16 protein-coding genes and 1 other RNA gene are annotated in these 18,309 nt (G+C 59.4%); 10 read left to right on the top strand and 7 right to left on the bottom strand.

The annotated features are described in order from the left end of the window. The first annotated feature begins 77 nt into the window (after window positions 1-77). The 6 genes from purS (at window position 78) to ARCT_RS0113565 (ending at window position 8,332) form a co-directional block, all read left to right on the top strand. Window positions 78-308, top strand: coding sequence for a phosphoribosylformylglycinamidine synthase subunit PurS (purS, locus tag ARCT_RS0113590; RefSeq protein WP_027240574.1), 231 nt, complete (start codon window positions 78-80; stop codon window positions 306-308). Continuing rightward, a complete protein-coding gene (gene purQ / locus ARCT_RS0113585) occupies window positions 308-976 on the top strand; it encodes a phosphoribosylformylglycinamidine synthase subunit PurQ (protein WP_027240573.1) in 669 nt (222 codons plus the stop codon). The genes purS and purQ overlap by 1 nt, the downstream gene beginning before the upstream one ends. A gap of 36 nt (window positions 977-1,012) precedes the next feature. Continuing rightward, window positions 1,013-2,785, top strand: a complete 1,773-nt coding sequence (locus ARCT_RS0113580) for a sensor histidine kinase (RefSeq protein WP_027240572.1) — start codon at window positions 1,013-1,015, stop codon at window positions 2,783-2,785. A 32-nt stretch (window positions 2,786-2,817) separates the two neighbouring features. Further along, a complete protein-coding gene (locus tag ARCT_RS0113575) occupies window positions 2,818-4,155 on the top strand; it encodes a sigma-54-dependent transcriptional regulator (RefSeq protein WP_027240571.1) in 1,338 nt (445 codons plus the stop codon). Between the two features lie 624 nt (window positions 4,156-4,779). After that, entirely contained in the window at window positions 4,780-7,839 is a 3,060-nt protein-coding gene (locus ARCT_RS0113570) for an Rne/Rng family ribonuclease (protein WP_027240570.1), read from the top strand. A 97-nt stretch (window positions 7,840-7,936) separates the two neighbouring features. Beyond that, the gene (locus ARCT_RS0113565; RefSeq protein ID WP_322786422.1) at window positions 7,937-8,332 is read left to right on the top strand and encodes a nuclear transport factor 2 family protein; all 396 of its coding nucleotides are present in this window, start codon (window positions 7,937-7,939) and stop codon (window positions 8,330-8,332) included. A 68-nt stretch (window positions 8,333-8,400) separates the two neighbouring features. Here the strand turns inward: ARCT_RS0113565 and ARCT_RS0113560 are convergent, their stop codons facing one another. Next, on the bottom strand, window positions 8,401-8,646 hold the full coding sequence (locus ARCT_RS0113560; protein WP_027240568.1) for a sulfurtransferase TusA family protein: 246 nt from the start codon (window positions 8,644-8,646) through the stop codon (window positions 8,401-8,403). Between the two features lie 116 nt (window positions 8,647-8,762). Here ARCT_RS0113560 and ARCT_RS0113555 point away from each other — a divergent pair, with 116 nt between their 5' ends. The 3 genes from ARCT_RS0113555 (at window position 8,763) to ARCT_RS0113545 (ending at window position 12,473) form a co-directional block, all read left to right on the top strand. Further along, window positions 8,763-9,515: a cytochrome c biogenesis CcdA family protein gene (locus tag ARCT_RS0113555; protein ID WP_027240567.1), complete on the top strand. Its 753-nt coding sequence runs from the start codon at window positions 8,763-8,765 to the stop codon at window positions 9,513-9,515. A 223-nt stretch (window positions 9,516-9,738) separates the two neighbouring features. After that, window positions 9,739-11,049, top strand: a complete 1,311-nt coding sequence (locus ARCT_RS0113550; RefSeq protein ID WP_240476319.1) for a hypothetical protein — start codon at window positions 9,739-9,741, stop codon at window positions 11,047-11,049. Beyond that, window positions 11,046-12,473: a cytochrome P450 gene (locus ARCT_RS0113545; protein WP_051360748.1), complete on the top strand. Its 1,428-nt coding sequence runs from the start codon at window positions 11,046-11,048 to the stop codon at window positions 12,471-12,473. The genes ARCT_RS0113550 and ARCT_RS0113545 overlap by 4 nt, the downstream gene beginning before the upstream one ends. Here the strand turns inward: ARCT_RS0113545 and ARCT_RS0113540 are convergent. The 3 genes from ARCT_RS0113540 to fumC are packed head-to-tail and all read right to left on the bottom strand — an operon-like array spanning window position 12,464 to window position 14,264. Then, window positions 12,464-12,697, bottom strand: coding sequence for a ribbon-helix-helix domain-containing protein (locus ARCT_RS0113540; RefSeq protein ID WP_027240564.1), 234 nt, complete (start codon window positions 12,695-12,697; stop codon window positions 12,464-12,466). The genes ARCT_RS0113545 and ARCT_RS0113540 overlap by 10 nt on opposite strands. Beyond that, entirely contained in the window at window positions 12,694-12,870 is a 177-nt protein-coding gene (locus ARCT_RS0113535; protein ID WP_027240563.1) for a DUF4169 family protein, read from the bottom strand. Before ARCT_RS0113535 ends, ARCT_RS0113540 begins: the two co-directional genes overlap by 4 nt. Beyond that, on the bottom strand, window positions 12,870-14,264 hold the full coding sequence (gene fumC, locus ARCT_RS0113530; RefSeq protein WP_027240562.1) for a class II fumarate hydratase: 1,395 nt from the start codon (window positions 14,262-14,264) through the stop codon (window positions 12,870-12,872). The genes ARCT_RS0113535 and fumC overlap by 1 nt, the downstream gene beginning before the upstream one ends. A gap of 311 nt (window positions 14,265-14,575) precedes the next feature. Here fumC and ARCT_RS0113525 point away from each other — a divergent pair, with 311 nt between their 5' ends. After that, on the top strand, window positions 14,576-15,094 hold the full coding sequence (locus ARCT_RS0113525; protein ID WP_036785849.1) for a hypothetical protein: 519 nt from the start codon (window positions 14,576-14,578) through the stop codon (window positions 15,092-15,094). Between the two features lie 379 nt (window positions 15,095-15,473). On the opposite strand, the gene ARCT_RS0113520 is transcribed toward ARCT_RS0113525, so the two are convergent. The 3 genes from ARCT_RS0113520 to ssrA form a co-directional block, all read right to left on the bottom strand. Further along, window positions 15,474-15,947 (bottom strand): SspB family protein, encoded by a 474-nt coding sequence (locus tag ARCT_RS0113520; RefSeq protein WP_027240560.1) that lies wholly within the window; start codon window positions 15,945-15,947, stop codon window positions 15,474-15,476. A gap of 136 nt (window positions 15,948-16,083) precedes the next feature. Continuing rightward, window positions 16,084-17,400 (bottom strand): chromate efflux transporter, encoded by a 1,317-nt coding sequence (gene chrA, locus ARCT_RS0113515; RefSeq protein ID WP_027240559.1) that lies wholly within the window; start codon window positions 17,398-17,400, stop codon window positions 16,084-16,086. A 445-nt stretch (window positions 17,401-17,845) separates the two neighbouring features. Continuing rightward, window positions 17,846-18,196, bottom strand: a transfer-messenger RNA (tmRNA) gene (gene ssrA, locus ARCT_RS27565). Window positions 18,197-18,309 lie beyond the last annotated feature (113 nt).

Here is an 18,309-nt window from a genome sequence, read left to right as displayed (position 1 = left end):
AGGTCGGGGGTGGGTTCTACTTTTCTGCAAAGGGCGCGACCAGGGGTCGGCTCCCATCGAAGCTGAGGAACGACACGATGAAGGCACGGGTGCATGTTATGCTGAAGAACGGGGTTCTGGATCCACAGGGTGAGGCCGTGCGCCACGCGCTTGGGGCTCTGGGCTTTGACAAGGTCGAAGGCGTACGGCAGGGCAAGGTGATTGATCTTGATCTCACCGCAGGCGCCACCGAGGCTGATGTCACCGAGATGTGCGAAAAGCTGCTCGCCAATACTGTGATCGAATCCTACAGCATCGAGATGAAGTGATGAAAGCAGCCGTCGTCGTATTTCCCGGATCCAATTGCGACCGCGATCTTGCGGTTGCCTTTGAACAGGCCGGTTTTGATGTCTCCATGGTCTGGCACAAGGATAGCGTGCTGCCCGAGGGTGTTGATATCGTGGGTGTTCCCGGTGGGTTTTCCTATGGGGATTACCTGCGCTGTGGCGCCATCGCGGCCCAGTCGCCCATCTGTCAGGCGGTTGTCGAACATGCCAACCGTGGTGGTTATGCCATGGGGGTTTGCAACGGCTTCCAGATCCTTACTGAGACCGGCGTATTGCCGGGGGCACTGCTGCGCAATGCCGGGTTGAAATACATCTGCCGCACCGTGGATTTGCAGGTGGCGACCGAGCAGAGTGTCTTTACCCAAGGCTATGCCAAGGGCGATGTGATTGGCATTCCGATTGCACATCACGATGGCAACTACTTTGCCGATGCCGAAACCCTTGCGGCGCTGAAGGATCAGGACCGCATCGCCTTTACCTATGCGCAGAACCCCAATGGGTCGGTGGATGATATTGCCGGTATCCTGTCGGAAAACCGTCGTGTGCTCGGCATGATGCCCCACCCGGAACGCGCCGCTGACGAGGGTCACGGTGGCACCGATGGAACGGCAGTCTTTCGCGCATTGGCTGGTATCGTCGCGGCTGCGTGACTTGAGCTCCTGCGGCGTCAGGAATAGGATTGCCCTATGAATGCGCCGCAGAGTTCCAAACACATTCCAGCACGTGAAACCGGGTCGCGCACCATTCCCTGGGGCGCGCGTCTGGCGCTTTTGCTGTTCATGGGCGTTGCGGCTGTTACCGTCTGGGTGACAAACCAGCAATTGACCCATCGCTTTACCAATAGCACCCGCAATCGCGGCGAGCTGCGGCTGGCGCTGTATTCTGGTAACCTGGTCAGCGAGCTGCGCCGCCATGCTATTGTGCCGCAGCTTCTGGCGCGCGATCAGACGCTGATTTCGGCATTGCAAAGCCAGGATTTCTCGCTGTCGACGCAGCGGTTGTTGTCCTTCATTGATGAGATCGGCGCAAATTCGATCATGCTGATGGCCAACGATGGGCGCACGGTTGCGGCGACCAATCGCAATCGCCTGGGCGAAAATCATCGTAATGAGGCCTATTTTGTTGATGCGGCCCGCGCCAGATCCACAGTGTTTTCGGTGATCAAACGCGAGGTGGGCGGCTACCGTTTTACCTATTCGCGCCGCATGGTCGATACCTCGGGGCTGCTGGGGGTCATCGTCATCGAGGTCGACCTGCGCAAGTTTGAGCGGGCCTGGGCCGGGGTTTCGGATGCGGTGATGGTCACCGACAGCCGGGGCAATATTGTGCTCGCCACCGAGGCACGCTGGCGGGGCCTGAAAGAACATGAGGCGCTGGTCCTGCAAACGCCCGAAAGTGCCATCCAGCGCGCCATCCGGGCAACGGCGGACTGGAGCACCCTGCCACCGGATGCCTATTTGCAGGGTGAAGCGGTGATGCGGCTGGAAAACCGGGTGCCGTTTCAGGGCTGGCGGATGACTTCTTTCACCACCTTTGCCTCGATCCGCGAAAAGGTAAACGCCGTGCTGGCGCTCGAGATCATGGGATTCGCCATCCTGCTGGCGCTGGCCTTTTATGCGCTGAGCCGGAAGACGGCGATCAGGATGGCGCTGTTCCAGCGCGAGTCGGCGGAGCTTCGCGTATTGAATGCGCGCTTGCAGCGGGAAATTGCCGAGCGTGAGCGGATGCAAAAGACCCTCGCCGTGGCAGAGCAAAGCCTGGCGCAGAGTTCCAAACTGGCGGCTCTGGGCGAGATGTCTGCGGCCGTCAGCCATGAGCTGAACCAGCCTCTGGCGGCAATGAAAACCTATCTCGCCGGCGCGCGGCTTTTGCTCAATCGCAACCGACCGGAAGAGGCGCTGGCCTCCTTTGGCCGCATTGATGATCTGATCGAGCGCATGGGGGCAATTACCCGGCAGCTGAAATCCTATGCCCGCAAGGGTGGCGATGCGTTCAGCCCTGTAAACCTTGGCGATGCGCTGGCCTCCAGCCTGTCGATGATGGAACCGCAGCTGCGGCAACGGCACGTCAAGATCACCCGTATTCTGCCCGATGATCCGGTTTTTGTCATGGCGGATCGGATGCGGTTGGAACAGGTGATGGTCAACCTCTTGCGCAATGCCCTGGATGCCACCAAATCAGTAGAGGAGCCGGAGGTTGAAATCCTGTTGGCTGCGGGCGAGACCGCGACCTTGTCGGTGCGTGACAATGGTGTGGGGATTGAGGATTTTGGTAGCCTGTTTGATCCGTTCTACACCACCAAACAGGCCGGTGACGGGGTTGGGCTGGGGCTTGCCATCTCCTCTGGGATCGTAAACGACCTAGGGGGACGGCTCGCCGCGCGCAACGGACAAAAATGCGGCGCCGTATTTGAGATGCAATTGCCGATCCTTGTGGACGGCATCGAGGCCGCGGAATAGCGGCCCGTGAAAAAACAAAGAAGGGGTGTCCTATGGCACAGGCCATGAAAATTGCGATCGTGGATGATGAGCAGGATATGCGCCAGTCAATCAGCCAGTGGTTGGCGCTTTCGGGGTATGACACCGAGACCTTTGCCAGCGCCGAAGAGGCGCTAAAGGAGCTGGGTGCGGATTACCCCGGCATTGTCATATCGGATATCAAGATGCCCGGTATGGATGGGATGCAGTTCCTGAAAAAACTGATGGGCAACGACAGCGGCTTGCCGGTCATCATGATCACCGGTCATGGGGATGTGCCCATGGCGGTTGAAGCAATGCGGGTCGGGGCGTTTGATTTCCTGGAGAAACCGTTCAATCCCGATCGCATGTCAGAGCTGGCCAAGCGTGCCACCGGTGCGCGCCGCCTGACCCTGGACAACCGGGCCCTGCGTCGGGAGCTGTCCGACGGCGGTCAGATCATGAAGAAACTCATCGGCATGAGCCCGGTCATGGAGCGCCTGCGCGAGGATATCCTGGATCTGGGCCAGGCCGACGGCCACGTGCTGATTGACGGCGAAACCGGTACTGGCAAGACGCTTGTCGCCCATGCGTTGCATGCGGTTGGCAGTCGTGCGGGAAAGAAATTTGTGCTGATCTCCTGCGCCGCGCTGGAAGAAGAGGCCTTGTCCAAACGCCTGTTTGGCCCGATGCAGCCAGAAGACAGCCTGTTGCCCGCGCTGGAAGATGCACGGGGCGGCACGCTGGTTCTCGAAGGGATCGAGGCGCTGAGCGAGACCTTGCAGGCCAAGCTTTTGAGCGCCATCAACGAGCAGGGCATGCCGGGGGAGACGCGGATCATCGCGATCTCGAACCTGCAGGAAGCGGGTAAAACCTGCGAAGATGCCCTGCGCCCGGATCTGTTTTATCGCCTTGCCGCCCTGCGCATCATGGTGCCACCGCTGCGCCAGCGCGGTGAGGACATCCTGACGCTCTTTACCCGGTTGTGCGAACAATTTGCCGAAGAATACGGCTGTGACGCGCCGCAGGTCTCGGCCCAGGAGGCTGCGCAACTGTTGCAGGCGCCCTGGCCGGGCAACGTGCGTCAGCTGATCAATGTGGCTGAGCGTGCCGTGCTGCAGGCGCGGCGCGGGTCTGGCACCATTGCCTCTTTGTTGATGTCCGATCACGAAGAGATGCAGCCGGTGATGACCACCGAAGGCAAGCCGTTGAAGGAATATGTCGAAGCCTTTGAGCGCATGTTGATTGATAACACCATGCGCCGCCACAAGGGATCCATTGCCAGCGTGATGGAAGAACTCTGCCTGCCGCGCCGTACGCTGAACGAAAAGATGGCAAAATACGCGCTGCAGCGCTCTGACTATCTGGGATAAGGCACTTTTGCCCACGGGGCACGGGGTGTCCTGTGGGTAAGTTTGCTTTTTGGTGTAACGCCAGTGATTTGGCCTGGGGATGGAGCCGTTTGGCCTCTGAGGCGCCTAATTTTTTAATTAAACATTCATCATTTTGCTTTTTACCTGCATTGTTGCCCCATCAGCCAGCCTGCAATGACGAATGTCCATTGTCATTGCCGCGGCGCTGGTCTTATGGTGAAGGTATGGACTGAGGTCTAACGATTGACCCACCATTTTGAGATTCGCTGTCTCGCACTTTTGACTGGCGTGATCCGACATCGGAACAACCCGACATCGGAATGAACCGAAAAGGCGAGATAGACCGATTGGCTCCGAATTCATACGGAGCAGCTAAGCGCCTCTTTGATCAATCAAAGAGGAATAACAAGGCAGGCAACGGGTCCTCCCGACCTGTCGGAGAAGAAACGCGATGACGCGCGCGCGAGCGAAGAGCATACAGGCACGAGGACCGGACATAAGTTCCAGGGCCATCTCCTGTAGTGCGCCGTCCCAGATCGCCCTGACAAGACACCCCCCGATACATGCGCGGCCTCCTGATAAGGGGAGGCTTGCGTCTGCGCAGGGCTGGTGCACCAAGGAAACATGGCAAAGAAGATGCTTATCGATGCCACCCACGCGGAAGAAACTCGCGTTGTGGTGGTCGACGGAAACAAGGTTGAGGAGTTCGACTTTGAATCCGAGAACAAACGCCAGCTAGCTGGCAATATTTATCTGGCAAAAGTCACACGGGTCGAGCCTTCGCTACAGGCCGCCTTTGTGGAATATGGCGGCAACCGTCATGGCTTTCTGGCCTTTTCGGAAATCCACCCAGACTATTATCAGATCCCGGTTGCTGACCGCGAAGCCCTGATGGAAGAAGAGCGCGCCTATGCGGAAGCACAGCGTGCCCGTGAAGAGGACGACGAGGCCAAGCCGTCACGGTCGCGCTCTCGGAGCCGCAAAAGCTCCCGGCCCAAGGCCGCCAAGGTCTCCTCTGGGGACGCGGTTGAAACCAAAGAGGTTGCTCCAGCTACATCTGCCGCTGAAGCCGGTGCCGACACTCCCGCAGTTGTGGAAATCGCCGGTATGGAAACCATCGATCTGGTGGAGGAAATGGCGCGCGATGAGGCCAAGCTGGCCGAAGTTCCCGAAGGCTCATCGCCGATGGAACGGGTCGCTGACACACCCGTAGAAGAGCCCTCCAGCCCGGAAGAGGCCAGCCAAGACGCTGCGGGCGAAACCGCCACAGCCGAGGCGCCAGAACAAGAGGCAACTGAACAGGGCGCAGCTGCGCAAGCCGCTGCTGAACCCACAGCAGAGGCCACCGCCGAGGCTGACACTGACAAAGAGGCAAGCGACGAGACCGGCGAAAACGGAGCGCAGGCCGAAGCCCGTGCCGATGCCAGCTCCAAAGACGAAAGCATTGAATCGGTTGCCGACGAAGACGACAGCGAAGACATTCGCCCGGCCCGCAAGCCGCGTCCACGTCGTTATAAAATTCAAGAAGTCATCAAGGTCCGTCAAATCCTGCTGGTCCAGGTTGTCAAAGAAGAGCGCGGCAACAAGGGTGCTGCTCTCACAACCTATCTGTCGCTGGCAGGGCGCTACTGCGTCTTGATGCCCAATACCGCGCGCGGTGGCGGTATCAGCCGCAAGATCACCAATGCCGTTGACCGCAAAAAACTGAAAGACATCGCCACCGAAATCGACGTGCCATCGGGTGCGGGCCTTATTGTGCGCACAGCCGGTGCCAAGCGCACCAAGGCAGAAATCAAGCGCGACTATGAATATCTGCAGCGGCTCTGGGAACAGATCCGCGAGCTGACGCTGAAAAGCATCGCCCCCGCCAAGATTTACGAAGAGGGCGACCTGATCAAACGGTCGATCCGCGATCTCTATAATCGTGAGATTGACGAGGTGCTGGTTGAGGGCGAGCGCGGCTATCGCATCGCCAAGGACTTCATGAAAATGATCATGCCGTCCCACGCCAAGAACGTAAAAAACTATCAGGAAACCCTGCCGCTTTTTGCGCGGTTCCAGGTCGAAAGCTATCTTGGTGGTATGTTCAACCCCACGGTGCAGCTGAAATCGGGCGGCTATATCGTGATCGACACCACCGAGGCTTTGGTGGCAGTTGACGTGAACTCTGGTCGGGCGACAAAACAGTCCTCGATCGAGGAAACCGCGCTCAACACCAACCTGGAGGCCGCCGAAGAGGTGGCCCGCCAACTGCGCCTGCGTGATCTCGCCGGTCTGATTGTCATCGACTTCATCGACATGGATGAGCGTAAGAACAACGCCGCCGTTGAAAATCGCATGAAGGACAAGCTGAAGACGGATCGCGCCCGCATTCAGGTTGGGCGTATTTCGGGCTTTGGCCTGATGGAAATGTCGCGTCAGCGTCTGCGTCCCGGCATGATCGAGGCCACAACCGCGCCGTGCCCACATTGCCACGGCACCGGCCTGATCCGCTCCGACGATAGCATGGCGCTGTCGATCCTGCGCCAGATCGAGGAAGAAGGCACGCGCCGCCGCTCGCGCGAGGTTCTGGTACGTTGCCCGATTGATATCGCCAACTATCTGATGAACCAGAAGCGTGAACATATCGCGCAGATCGAAGCCCGCTACGGCATGTCGGTCCGCATCGAAGGGGATGCGCATCTGGTCAGCCCTGATTTCACGCTGGAGAAATTCAAAACGGCCACCCGCGTGGTGACTGTTCCTGAAGCGCCCGTTGTGTCGGCGGACACCTCCCTTATGGCGCAGATCGACGCTGATGAGGCTGAGGCCGAGGCGGATGCCGAGGTCGCAGAGGAAGAACAGCCTCGGGAGGCGGTCACTGAATCTGAAGAGACCGAGACCAGTGGCGAGGACAAGCCCAAGCGCAAACGGCGTCGGCGTCGGCGTCGCAAGTCCGGCAATGGCGGTGAAAACTACGACAGTGACAGCAACGGGACCGAAGCTGGCGACAGCTCTGAAGCTGGATCTGAAGGGGAAACCAAACCCGACTCCGAGGCAGGTGAAGAGGCCGAGTCTGAAGAGAAAAAACCAACCCGCACCCGGACCCGTACCCGTGGTGGACGCTCGCGCAGCAAGAAAAGCGAAGAGACCACAGCTGAGGCGACGCAGAGTGCAGAGGCCCCTGCGGCAGAGGCTGGGGACACTGCCAGCGTTGCGGCAGAAACCACACCTGTGAGCGAAGCCGAAACAAGCAGCAAAAACGAGGCTGAGGCCGTAGCGGCCCCCGCATCTGAAAAGGCGGCTCCGGCTGAGGGTACTGTAACAGAAGACGCGGTCTCTGAACCTGAGGTCTCTGAACCTGCGGTTTCTGAGACTGCGGCGTCAGAAGCTCCGGCAGAGGACGTTGTTGCAAAAGCAGCAACTGAGCCTCAACCAGCCGAAGCAACCGCGCCGGAGGTGGATGAAGCCGCCGCCGCAGAGGTTTCCGTTGAAGACCCCCCTGCAGCGGAGCCTGCTGAGCAGGAGCCTGTTGCCGAGACTGTTGCCGCGCCGGACGTGACGGCCCTGCCAGAGGTCACTGAAACGCCTGCAGCAGAAGCCGCGCCGGAACCCGCAGCGCCTGCGGAAGTGGAAGTGGTTGCAGAGCCAGAACCATCCGCCCCACCCAAGCCCAAGCGGCGCGGATGGTGGTCTATCGGATAAGACAAAAGGCGACCCCCAGGGGTCGCCTTTTTTGTTTCTGCCGGAGTTTATGACGCTGGCGAAATGGCAAACAAACCCGCAGCACATGGGGGCCGTGATGATGACGAACAACGGGCATTCTGGATTGTTGACTGAGATCCTGGAGCAGGAAACACGGGTCTGGCAGGCCCTGGTCGATGGCAATCCAGAAGCAGACAAGGCCGCGCTCCACGCTGATTTTCTGGGCGTCTACCCCAGCGGTTTTGCCACCCGGGCCGAACATTGCGATCAACTGCAAGCAGGGCCGACTGTCAGCTCATTTGAGCTCACCGAGCCCAGGCTCTTGCAGATGGGCAAGGATCATGTCTGCCTGTCCTATTTGGCACTGTATCAGCGCCCCGGAACCGCCAGCAGAGATGCGATGTATGTGTCATCCATCTGGCAGCGGCAGGGGCAGGGCTGGCTGAACCTGTTTAGCCAGGACACGCCAACTGCGGGATCAATACCTGTCTGAGCCAGTCTGAGCCAGCGAGGCCGCTTTGGTTGGGATCCAGCTGACCGGGGGTGGCCGGGGGCTGCTGGTTAGCCGGTTTTGCGAATTTGGTAGATCTGATGGTCATCCTGGCTGGTTTGCCCAAGAAAATCATGGCCAGATTCGGCGCAGAAATGCGGGATGTCGATAATGGCTGCCGGATCATCTGCAAGAACCTGCAAGACCGCGCCGGGCGCCATGTCTTTCAGGCGTTTGCGCGCTTTTAGCACGGGCAGGGGGCAGAGCAGGCCAATGGCATCCAGGGTGGCATCGCTATCGGTAGGGAAATCAGTCATGCTTATCCAGATAAGCCGCCGCTCACGCGCTGTCCACAAGGATGTGACCAATGCGCCTCGTGACCTTTGGCACTGGCTGGTCTATGGGTCGTCAACGCCTGTATTAGGGGAACGAGATGTTTGGAATTGAGATCATAGATGCAGCGCTTTTGCCTGCAATGTTTGTGGCGCTCCTGGGGGGATTGGTCAGCTTTTTGTCGCCCTGTGTGCTGCCAATTGTACCGCCCTATCTCGCCTATATGAGCGGCGTCTCGATTGGCGAGATGCAGGGAACTGCCGCTGCACGGCGCAAGGTAATTCTGTCGGCGCTGTTTTTTGTTCTGGGGCTGTCGACAGTGTTCTTGCTGCTGGGCTTCACCGCCTCATTCTTTGGTGCCTTTGTGCTGCAAAATCAGGAGCTTTTCGCCCAGGCTTCGGGTGTTGTGGTGATCATCTTTGGCCTGCACTTCCTGTCCGTGTTCCGCATTCCCATCCTGGACCGCGAGGCGCGGGTTGATGCCGGTCAGGCCGGTGGATCGGTGCTGGGGGCCTATGTGCTGGGGCTGGCCTTTGCCTTTGGCTGGACGCCCTGCATTGGCCCGCAATTGGGGGCGATCCTGTCGCTTGCTGCATCCGAGGCCTCGGTCAGTCGCGGCACCTTGTTGTTGGGGATCTATGCGCTTGGCCTTGGGGTGCCGTTTTTGTTGGCGGCGATCTTCCTGAACCGTTCGATGGTGGTGATGAACCGGATGAAGCGCCATATGGGCCTGATCGAAAAACTCATGGGCGGGCTGTTGCTTTTGGTGGGCTTTATGCTGGTCACCGGGCTGTTCTCGACCTTCTCCTGGTGGTTGCTCGAAGCCTTTCCGTTCCTTGCCACTCTGGGCTAAGCCGCAGGCGACCATTGCGGATCTTTCGCCAAACCTTCCTCTGGGTGCCGCCAGTGGGAGGTTTTTTTCTTTGTACACAGGCAGGCCCGGTCTTCGTCCAGCCATAGCTCAGCTATAGCCCAGTCTTGGTCCAGTCTCGGCCTTACTCTGGCCGGAAATCTCGACTACTCTGGCGTCAAAGACGACGAGGCCAGGAAATGAGGCCAAAGAACGAGGCCAGGGAATGGACAGCATAGTGCGGGGCACAATCGGGCAGGAGGCACAGGGCAGGCCAGATGACCCAGCCACGCCGGTGCGGGCGCGGCGGGTATTTTATATCCCCGGTTATGATCCCATACACCCCCGCCGCTACCGCGAGCTGTACCGCAAGGAATCTGCCGCTCAGGCAGAGCTGAGCAACTATCGGATCTCTTTGCAGCCGCAGGTTCCTGCCCGCAAAGGCGCAGGGCAGCGCCCCTACGGCTGGCAGGTCACGGGTGAGATCGACGGGCAGCGGGTGCAAACCGAGTTCAGCGTGCTTGTCTGGTCCGATATTGTGCGCGACAGCATGGATGCCTCGATTGTGGGAACCTATCTGCAACTGATCCGTACCGCCTGGATCTACATAGCCTCTGGCACGTTGGGCCGCCTTATGCAGCTGCGCAAAGGCCCGGTGATTGCCGCGCTCTACCCGGTTGGAATGCTGCTGGTGCAGGCGCTCCTGGCCTTGCTGCTGCTCTGGGCCTGTGGGGCTGCATGGGCGGCGGCTATGGCGCGGCTCATGGGTCAGGTGCCCTGGTTCGCCCTGCTGCCCGGCTGGGGCGTTGGCGTTGTGGCGGCGGGGGCTTTGCTCAGATGGTTCAAACAGCAGGACGGCAAGTTCTTTGCCTATTATCTGATGCATGACTACGCCTATTCGGCAGCTTCGCGCGGGGAAAACCCACCAGAGTTGGAGGCGCGGATTGCTGCCTTTAAACAAGAGATCGCGGCGGCCTTGGTTGCGGGTGATATTGATGAAATATTGGTGGTTGGCCATTCCTCGGGGGCGCATGTCGGGGTGTCGGTTCTGGCGGATCTCATCCGCGTGGGGCTGCCAGAGATATACCCCGAAATCGGCTTTCTGACCCTGGGCCAGGTGGTGCCGATGGTGTCTTTCCTGCCCCGTGCCAGCCGGTTGCGCAGCGATCTGCAATATCTGTCACGGCGCGATGAAATTGCTTGGATTGATGTTTCGGCACCGGGCGATGGCTGCGCCTTTGCGCTGTGTGATCCGGTTGCGGTGAGCGGCGTTGCGCCAGCGGGTAAACGCTGGCCGCTGGTGTTTTCCGCCGCCTTCACCCAGACGCTGAGCCCGGCGCGGTGGGCCGCGCTGCGCTGGCGGTTTTTCCGCCTGCATTTCCAATATCTTTGCGCTTTTGACCAACCTGGCGACTATGACTATTTCCGCATCACAGCGGGGGCACAAACGCTGCGGCAGCGCTATAAAACACGCAGGGCCTCTGCCAGCCGGATTGATGTGCCTGTGTCCAAATATACCTCGGTGTCGCCAGAATGAGCGCGCCTGACCATAAACCCGGCCCCCAGCCAAAACCAGAGGTGCCCAGGCCCCAGCCGCCAAAACCACAGGCGCGCCCTGTGCGTGTGTCATTGTGGCGCTATGTGCGGCTGTTTCGCGACGATATCCTGTCGGCGCAACCGGCCAAGCTCTATCGGGCCTGGATGGCCGAATTCCGCGCCCCGAGTTTTCGTTCCTTTCTGATCAACCAGCCGGATTTGATCAAGCGGGTGCTGAAAGAAGAGCCTGATGTCTTCCCCAAATCCGACCGCATTGCCGAGGGGCTAAAGCCGCTGCTGGGGAATTCTGTCTTCCTGACCAATGGTGAGACCTGGAAACGCCAGCGCCGCATCATTGATCCCGCGTTTGAAGGTGGTCGGCTCAAGGCGACCTATCCGGCGATGCGGGCTGCGGCTGACTCGGCCATTGTGCGGTTGCAGCGCCAGGTCGGGCAGGGCGCAAAGATCGAGGCCGAAGAGATCACCAGCCATGTGGCGGCGGATGTGATTTTCCGCACCCTGTTTTCAATCCCGATCGAAAACGAAGTGGCGGGGGAGGTCTTTACCCGCTTTCGCAATTATCAGCGCAGCCAACCCCTGTTGAACCTGGCGGCCTTTGTGCCGCTCCCCAAATGGATGCCCCGGTTCTTTCGTCGCGGCACCCGCCCCAATGCCAAAGTGATCCGGGCCCTGATCACCAAGCTGACCGAAGCCCGCATGGCGGCGATCAAGGCCGGGACCGCCCCAGAGGATCTGGCGACCAAAATCATGACCACCTGCGATCCTGACACTGGTGAGCGGTTCGACGCGCAGGAGATGGTGGATCAGGTGGCGATCTTCTTTCTTGCCGGCCATGAAACCAGCGCCTCCGCGCTGGCCTGGACGCTTTACCTGATGGGGCTTTACCCGGACTGGCAAGACCAGCTGGTTCTGGAGGCTGAGGCGCTGGAGGATGAAAATTTTAGCGCCATATCAAAGCTGCGCCTGTCGCGGGACGTGTTTCGCGAGGCGTTGCGGCTCTACCCTCCGGTGCCGATGATGGTGCGCGAGGCCAGTTGCCCGGTGACCTTCCGCAACCGGTTGGTGCCAAAGGGGGCGCAGATCGTGCTGAGCCCCTGGCATCTGCACCGGCACGAGCGGCTGTGGGACAACCCGGACGGATTTGACCCCAGCCGCTGGCAAACGGAGAATGGTAAACAATGCCAGCGCGAGGCCTATATCCCGTTCTCGGCAGGGCCACGCGTCTGCCCCGGCGCCGGATTTGCCATGGTGGAGGGGCCGCTGATCCTGTCGCTGATCCTGCGGCATTTCAAAATCACCTGCAAATCCGGCGCCGAGCCGGTGCCAGTGGCGCATCTGACCGTGCGATCAAAAAACGGCATCTGGCTGCAGTTTACCCCGCGCGGCGAGGCAGATCAGTCCTGAGCGGCGAGCCGCGCTTGCAGATCACGCAGGACAAACAGGCGAATGGCTGAGGCCAGGCCGCAGTCAGCGCCGCGCACCTCATCAATTTCGGCTGCTAACTCATTGATTGGGCGATTTGTTCTTGCTGCGATCTGGCGAAACTCCAGCCAGAAGGGATCTTCCAGCGAGACCGAGGTGCGATGCCCGCGTAGGGTCAAAGAGTGTTTGCGTGGCCGGCTGTTCATTCGTCGCTCTTGTGGCCATCCAGCGCGCGCTTGGCCTGTGCGGCGCGGGCCTCTTCCAGCGATTTTTCCAGCTTGCTGCGGCCAAATTTCACAGCGTTCTGGTCGGCGCGGGCCTTATCCTTGGCCCGCGCCTGTGTTTTCCGAAACCGGTTCAGATTGACCGGCTTGCCCATCAGTCCTTGGGACCAATCATCTGCTCGGGGCGCACAACCGCGTCAAACGTCGCCTCATCCACAAAGCCAAGCGCGATGGCTTCTTCTTTGAGGGTGGTGCCGTTTTTATGCGCCGTCTTGGCGACCTTGGTGGCATTGTCATAGCCGATGGTTGGCGCCAGAGCTGTCACCAGCATCAGGCTTTCCTTCATCAGCTTTTCGATGCGGGGCTCATTGGCCTGAATGCCGTTGAGCATCCGTTCGGTGAAGCTGTCGGCGGCGTCGCCCAAGAGCTGGATCGACTGCAGCAGGTTGTAGGACATCATCGGGTTATAGACGTTGAGCTCAAAATGGCCCTGGCTGCCGGCAAATTTGATTGCAGCGTCATTGCCCATGACATGGGCGGCCACCTGGGTCAGGGCTTCGGCCTGGGTGGGGTTCACCTTGCCGGGCATGATGGAAGAGCCAGGCTCATTCTCGGGCAGGATCAGCTCGCCCAGACCGGAGCGGGGACCGGAACCCAGGAAGCGGATGTCACTGGCGATCTTGTAGCAGCTCCCGGCGATGGTCGCGAGGGCACCCGACAGGAAGACCATGGCATCATGGGCGGCCAGGGCTTCGAATTTGTTGGGGGCGGTGACAAAAGGCAGATCGGTAATCGCGGCCATATTAGCGGCAACAGTCTCGCTCCAGCCTTTCTGGGTGTTCAACCCGGTGCCAACGGCGGTGCCGCCCTGTGCCAGCTCATAGATGCCGGGCATGGCCAGCTCAACCCGGGCAATCCCCTGACGGATCTGGTGGGCGTAGCCGCCAAATTCCTGGCCCAGTGTCAGCGGTGTCGCATCCTGGGTATGGGTGCGGCCAATCTTGATGATGTCCTTGAACTCTTCGGATTTGGCTTCCAGACCCTTGGCGAGTTTTTCCAGACCGGGCAGCAGCACGTCCCGCACCGACATGGCGGTGGCGATATGCATGGCGGTGGGGAAGGTGTCGTTGGAGGACTGACCCATATTGCAGTGGTCATTGGGGTGAACCGGGTCTTTGCTGCCAATGACGCCGCCCAGCATTTCGATGGCGCGGTTGGCGATCACCTCGTTGGAGTTCATGTTGGACTGGGTGCCAGATCCTGTCTGCCAGACCACCAATGGAAAGTTGTCGTCAAACTTGCCCTCAATCACTTCGCCTGCAGCGGCGATGACGGCATCAGCAATGCGGTCTTCCATCTTGCCAGAGGCCTTGTTGGCCATGGCACAGGCCTGTTTGATCACGCCCAGTGCCCGCACGATGGCGACGGGCTGCTTTTCCCAGCCGATGGGGAAATTCATAAGCGAGCGCTGGGTTTGAGCGCCCCAATATTTGTCGGTAGGAACCTCTAGCGGACCAAAGCTGTCGGTCTCGGTGCGGGTATCGGACATCGTGTCTATCTCCGTATGGTATGCCGTTGCATGCCGTGTAACCTCTGCGCTGTTGCAACGCAATTGGCCAGTTGCGCGCAGCATAGCCTATCACCAGCTGGGGTATAGGGAGAATTCTCCAGAACGGGCTTGTTCCATGTCATTGCCAGGCGCGCTGAGATCTTTACAGTAAACTCCAACCACCCACTTTGGGTGCAGCATTGGAGATTAAAGTGACGCAATTGGTCGAATCCTTCCCTCGAGCCACTGCACGGGGTGCCACAGGGGCAGGTCCACTTGGGCTGGGGACCTTGCCTGCAAGTCTTCCCTTGCTGGTTTTGACCTTTGTTCTGGTTTTTGGTCATGTGGCGCGGGCCTCTGCGCATGATATTGGCGATTTTGTCGGCCGCTATAGCGGATCGGCCGAAGTGCTGATGAGCGACGGCACAAAGGATCAGCGCGATTTGAGCATTGTGATTGCCGAGACCTACAAAGGCTTCCAGGTTCAGTGGAGTACAGTCACCGAAAAAGAGGATGGGCGGCGCAGCGAGAAGTCTTACGCGGTTGAATTTATTCCCAGCGACCGCAGCGGGATTTACGCAGCGGCCATGCAGCGCAATGTCTTTGGGCATGAGGTGCAGAAGGACCCGATGAAGGGGCAGCCCTATGTCTGGGCGCGGCTAACCGGGGATACGCTGACGGTGTTTTCGATGTTTATCCATCACAATGGCGATTATGAAATGCAGCAATATGATCGCCGCCTGACGGAAAATGGGCTGTCTTTGGTCTTTAACACGCATCGAAATGGCCAGCCTATTCGCCGGATAGAGACTGAGCTTCTTCGTCAGTGAGGCCCACCAGCGGTTGATAGATAGCAAGGCGTTTGCATGCGGGATCTTTGTCGCGTGAATGCTGCGGCAAGGTTATTAAGTCTTTTTAAAACAGATTGTTAGAGTTTGATTTTGACTTGACCCGCTTTCGCAGGGCGTAGTCGGCAGACAGGTCCACGGCTTGTCTTGCGCCAGCTCAAACTTTCGCGGTCACCCCTTCATGGTCAAAGCCTCGCAAAGTCAAAGTCTCGCAAGGTTAAACACTCGGGATCACATGTTTGGTGCTGTCAGGGGGCGCGACCTTGCCTGTCTGGACCAATACCGTCCCGCGACACCATCTAGCTCCCGCGGCACGCTCTGGCTCCGCTGCACCACCAGAGCGGTGGGCACGGGGAAAGCATTAGTGCTTGCGGAAGCTGTCCAGAGAAACAACATCCCCGTCAGAGGCACGTGGTGTTTCGTCGTCGTCGTGGGGGTCGTTGTCATGATCATCATCGGTGGGATCTTCATCGTCGTCGTCTTCGGCTGATTCAAACCGAAGCCCAAATTCCACCGAGGGATCCACGAAGGTCTCGATCGCATCATAGGGAATATACAGCGGTTCTGGCGCATCACCAAAGTTCAAGGTGATGCCAAAGCCATCCTCTCCGACGTCGAGATTGTCATACCAGTGCTGCATTACGACAGTCATGGCACCGGGGTAGCGATCCCGCAGCCAGTCTGCCAATTGCGCATCCGGATGGTTGGTATCAAAGGTGATGAAAAAGTGATGATTTCCCGGCAGACCCTTGTCCGCAACATCCTGCAGGACAGTGCGAATGAGGCCGCGCATGGCGGAGTGCATCAGATTGCCGTAGTCGATTTCGCGGGACATGAATGACACCCCTGTTAAATTGCTGCACCAGCATAGGGGATTCTGCCAGAAACTAAAGAGGCGCTCAACGAGTTTTTGTCATTAATTTGGGACTCTAGCCGGTGCAGCCGCCTTGCCATCGGCAGGGCATCCCTGGCTATGTCAGGGTCAGCAGGGGTTGTATCATCAGACCGGCCAGGGCCATGAGCGCCAATAGCCAGAACAGGCGCCCCCGCAGTCCATAGGCGACCAGCGGCGCCAACAGGGTCAGCAGCAAGGCGGAAATGTCCAGACTGTCCAGATTGGGCCAGGGCATTGTCAGCAGCCCGCCTTGCAGATGAGACACCTCTTGAAACAGCACATGCAGGGTGAACCAGACCATCAGGTTGAAGATCACGCCGGTAACCGTGGCGGTGATCGCCTTGAGCGCTGCGGACAGGCGCGGCTGGGCGGCGAGGCGCTCCACATAGGGGGCGGCGGCAAAGATCCAAAGGAAACAGGGCATGAAAGTGGCCCAAAGCGCCGTTGCTCCGGCTGCCAGGTACAGCGCAAAACCACCCTGTTTCAGCCCCGCTAGCATGGCGACAAATTGGGTCACCAGGATGAGGGGACCGGGGGTGGTCTCGGCCAGGCCAAGCGCGTCGATCATCTCTCCGGCGGTAATCCATTGGTGTTGCTGCACAACGGCCTGGCTCATATAGGCCAGCACCGCATAGGCGCCCCCAAAGGTCACCACCGCCAATTTTGCAAAGAACCAGCCGATACTGGCCAGAAAATCAGCTCCTGCGAGGCTGAGAAGCACCAGTGGCAGCAGCCACAAGCCACCCCAGATGACACTGGTGCGCAGGGTGTGTCGGAGCTGCAGCTGCGGCGCGGTCGCAATCGTGGCCCGGGTTTTGGTGGTCGGCTCGCAGATTGCTGCGGGTGAGCGGGCCTGAGATGAACCAGGCAGGGTTACCATGCCAAAGAGACCGGCCCCCAGGATCACCAGTGGAAAGGGCAGGTCAAAGGCAAAAAGGGCAACAAACCCAAACCCGGCCAGCCACCAGTCTTGTCGGCGTTTCAAGGCCTTGTGGCTCAACTTCCAGAGTGCCTGCACCACAATGACCACCACTGCGGCCTTGATGCCGAGGAAGGCCGCCTGCACCGCGGGCAGTGCGCCAAAGACGGTGTAAAGCCAGACCAGCGCTGCAATCACCAGAGCGCCGGGCTGCACGAAGAGCAGGCCCGCCAGCAGCCCGCCAGCGAAGCCACGCAGGCGCCAGCCAGTGTAGGTGCACAGCTGCATGGCTTCGGGTCCGGGCAGCAACATGCAAAAGGACAGGCCGCGCAGAAAGCTCTCCTCGTCCAGCCAGGGCCGCTCTTCCACCAGCTCGCGGTGCATCACCGCAATTTGCGCGGCGGGGCCACCAAAACTCATCAGGCCGATCTTGCCAAAGACCCGCCACATGTCGCGCCAGGACACTGTTGTCATGTCATTTTGTCCCTTGGCAAATCCTGTGGCGCACCCCCGGCCAGGCCGCTGAGCGCAAATTCCATGGGGATATCGCGCGTGCGATGCCTGGTTGGAACGCTGAGCGCCGGTGAAATCCAAAACCAGGGCAGGGGGTTTGGGGGAGCCATAGAGCTGTCTTCTCGCAAGCAGGGGGGCTTTGGCAGGCTACTGGCTGGCGCCAGAGGGCGTTCGCCGCGTTCTTCTGCGGCCAGTGATGCGATCAAGGCAGTGATTTGTCAAGCAGGGGCCCTGGGGCGGTCCACTGTGCCTGGGCGGAAGCGCGGCGGCGTGGCGCTATCGGCCAATGGGGGATGGATAGCCCCCGCAAAGACGGAAATCCGCCGACAGAGAGGCGCGCAAACGAGAGTTTCCTGTCGACAATAAGGTCGCAGACAAAAAGCGCGGCAGAGCGGCAGAGGGGGGAAGTGCAGGTTTCTGTTGCCAGGTACCTGCGAACCCCGCCAATCGCTGCTAGGCGAAAGGACTTAAGTTTCGGTTTTCCGAACTGCTTACGCAGCCAGGGCTACCGGAGCACGATTGTCATTTGCAATTGTACAGTTTTCGCCGATAACGGTGGCAGACAGCCGAAACAAAGCTAACCCCTTTAGACGTCCGTCGATCCTATTTCGACCCCATGATGCCCAAATGAAGCATGTTTGGTGGAGTCGCCGGGTACCGCCCCCGGGTCCGATCCGTGTATTACGAGCGCATTTATGTTCATAGTTCCCGAGGGAACAGGGTAAACATAGGCTATTGCGGCACGGATTTGAAGTGGGGAACCGCCCTTTTTTGTCAGCATGTTTCATTTTGTTGGTGGGACTGTTGAAGGTGGGCAAGTTGAGGGTGGGCAAGTCGATGGTGGGTATGTGGCGGGGGCCAGCCCCCGCC

This window comes from Pseudophaeobacter arcticus DSM 23566 (genome assembly GCF_000473205.1).
Classification (GTDB): domain Bacteria; phylum Pseudomonadota; class Alphaproteobacteria; order Rhodobacterales; family Rhodobacteraceae; genus Pseudophaeobacter; species Pseudophaeobacter arcticus.
This window is presented reverse-complemented; position numbering and strand designations above follow the sequence as displayed.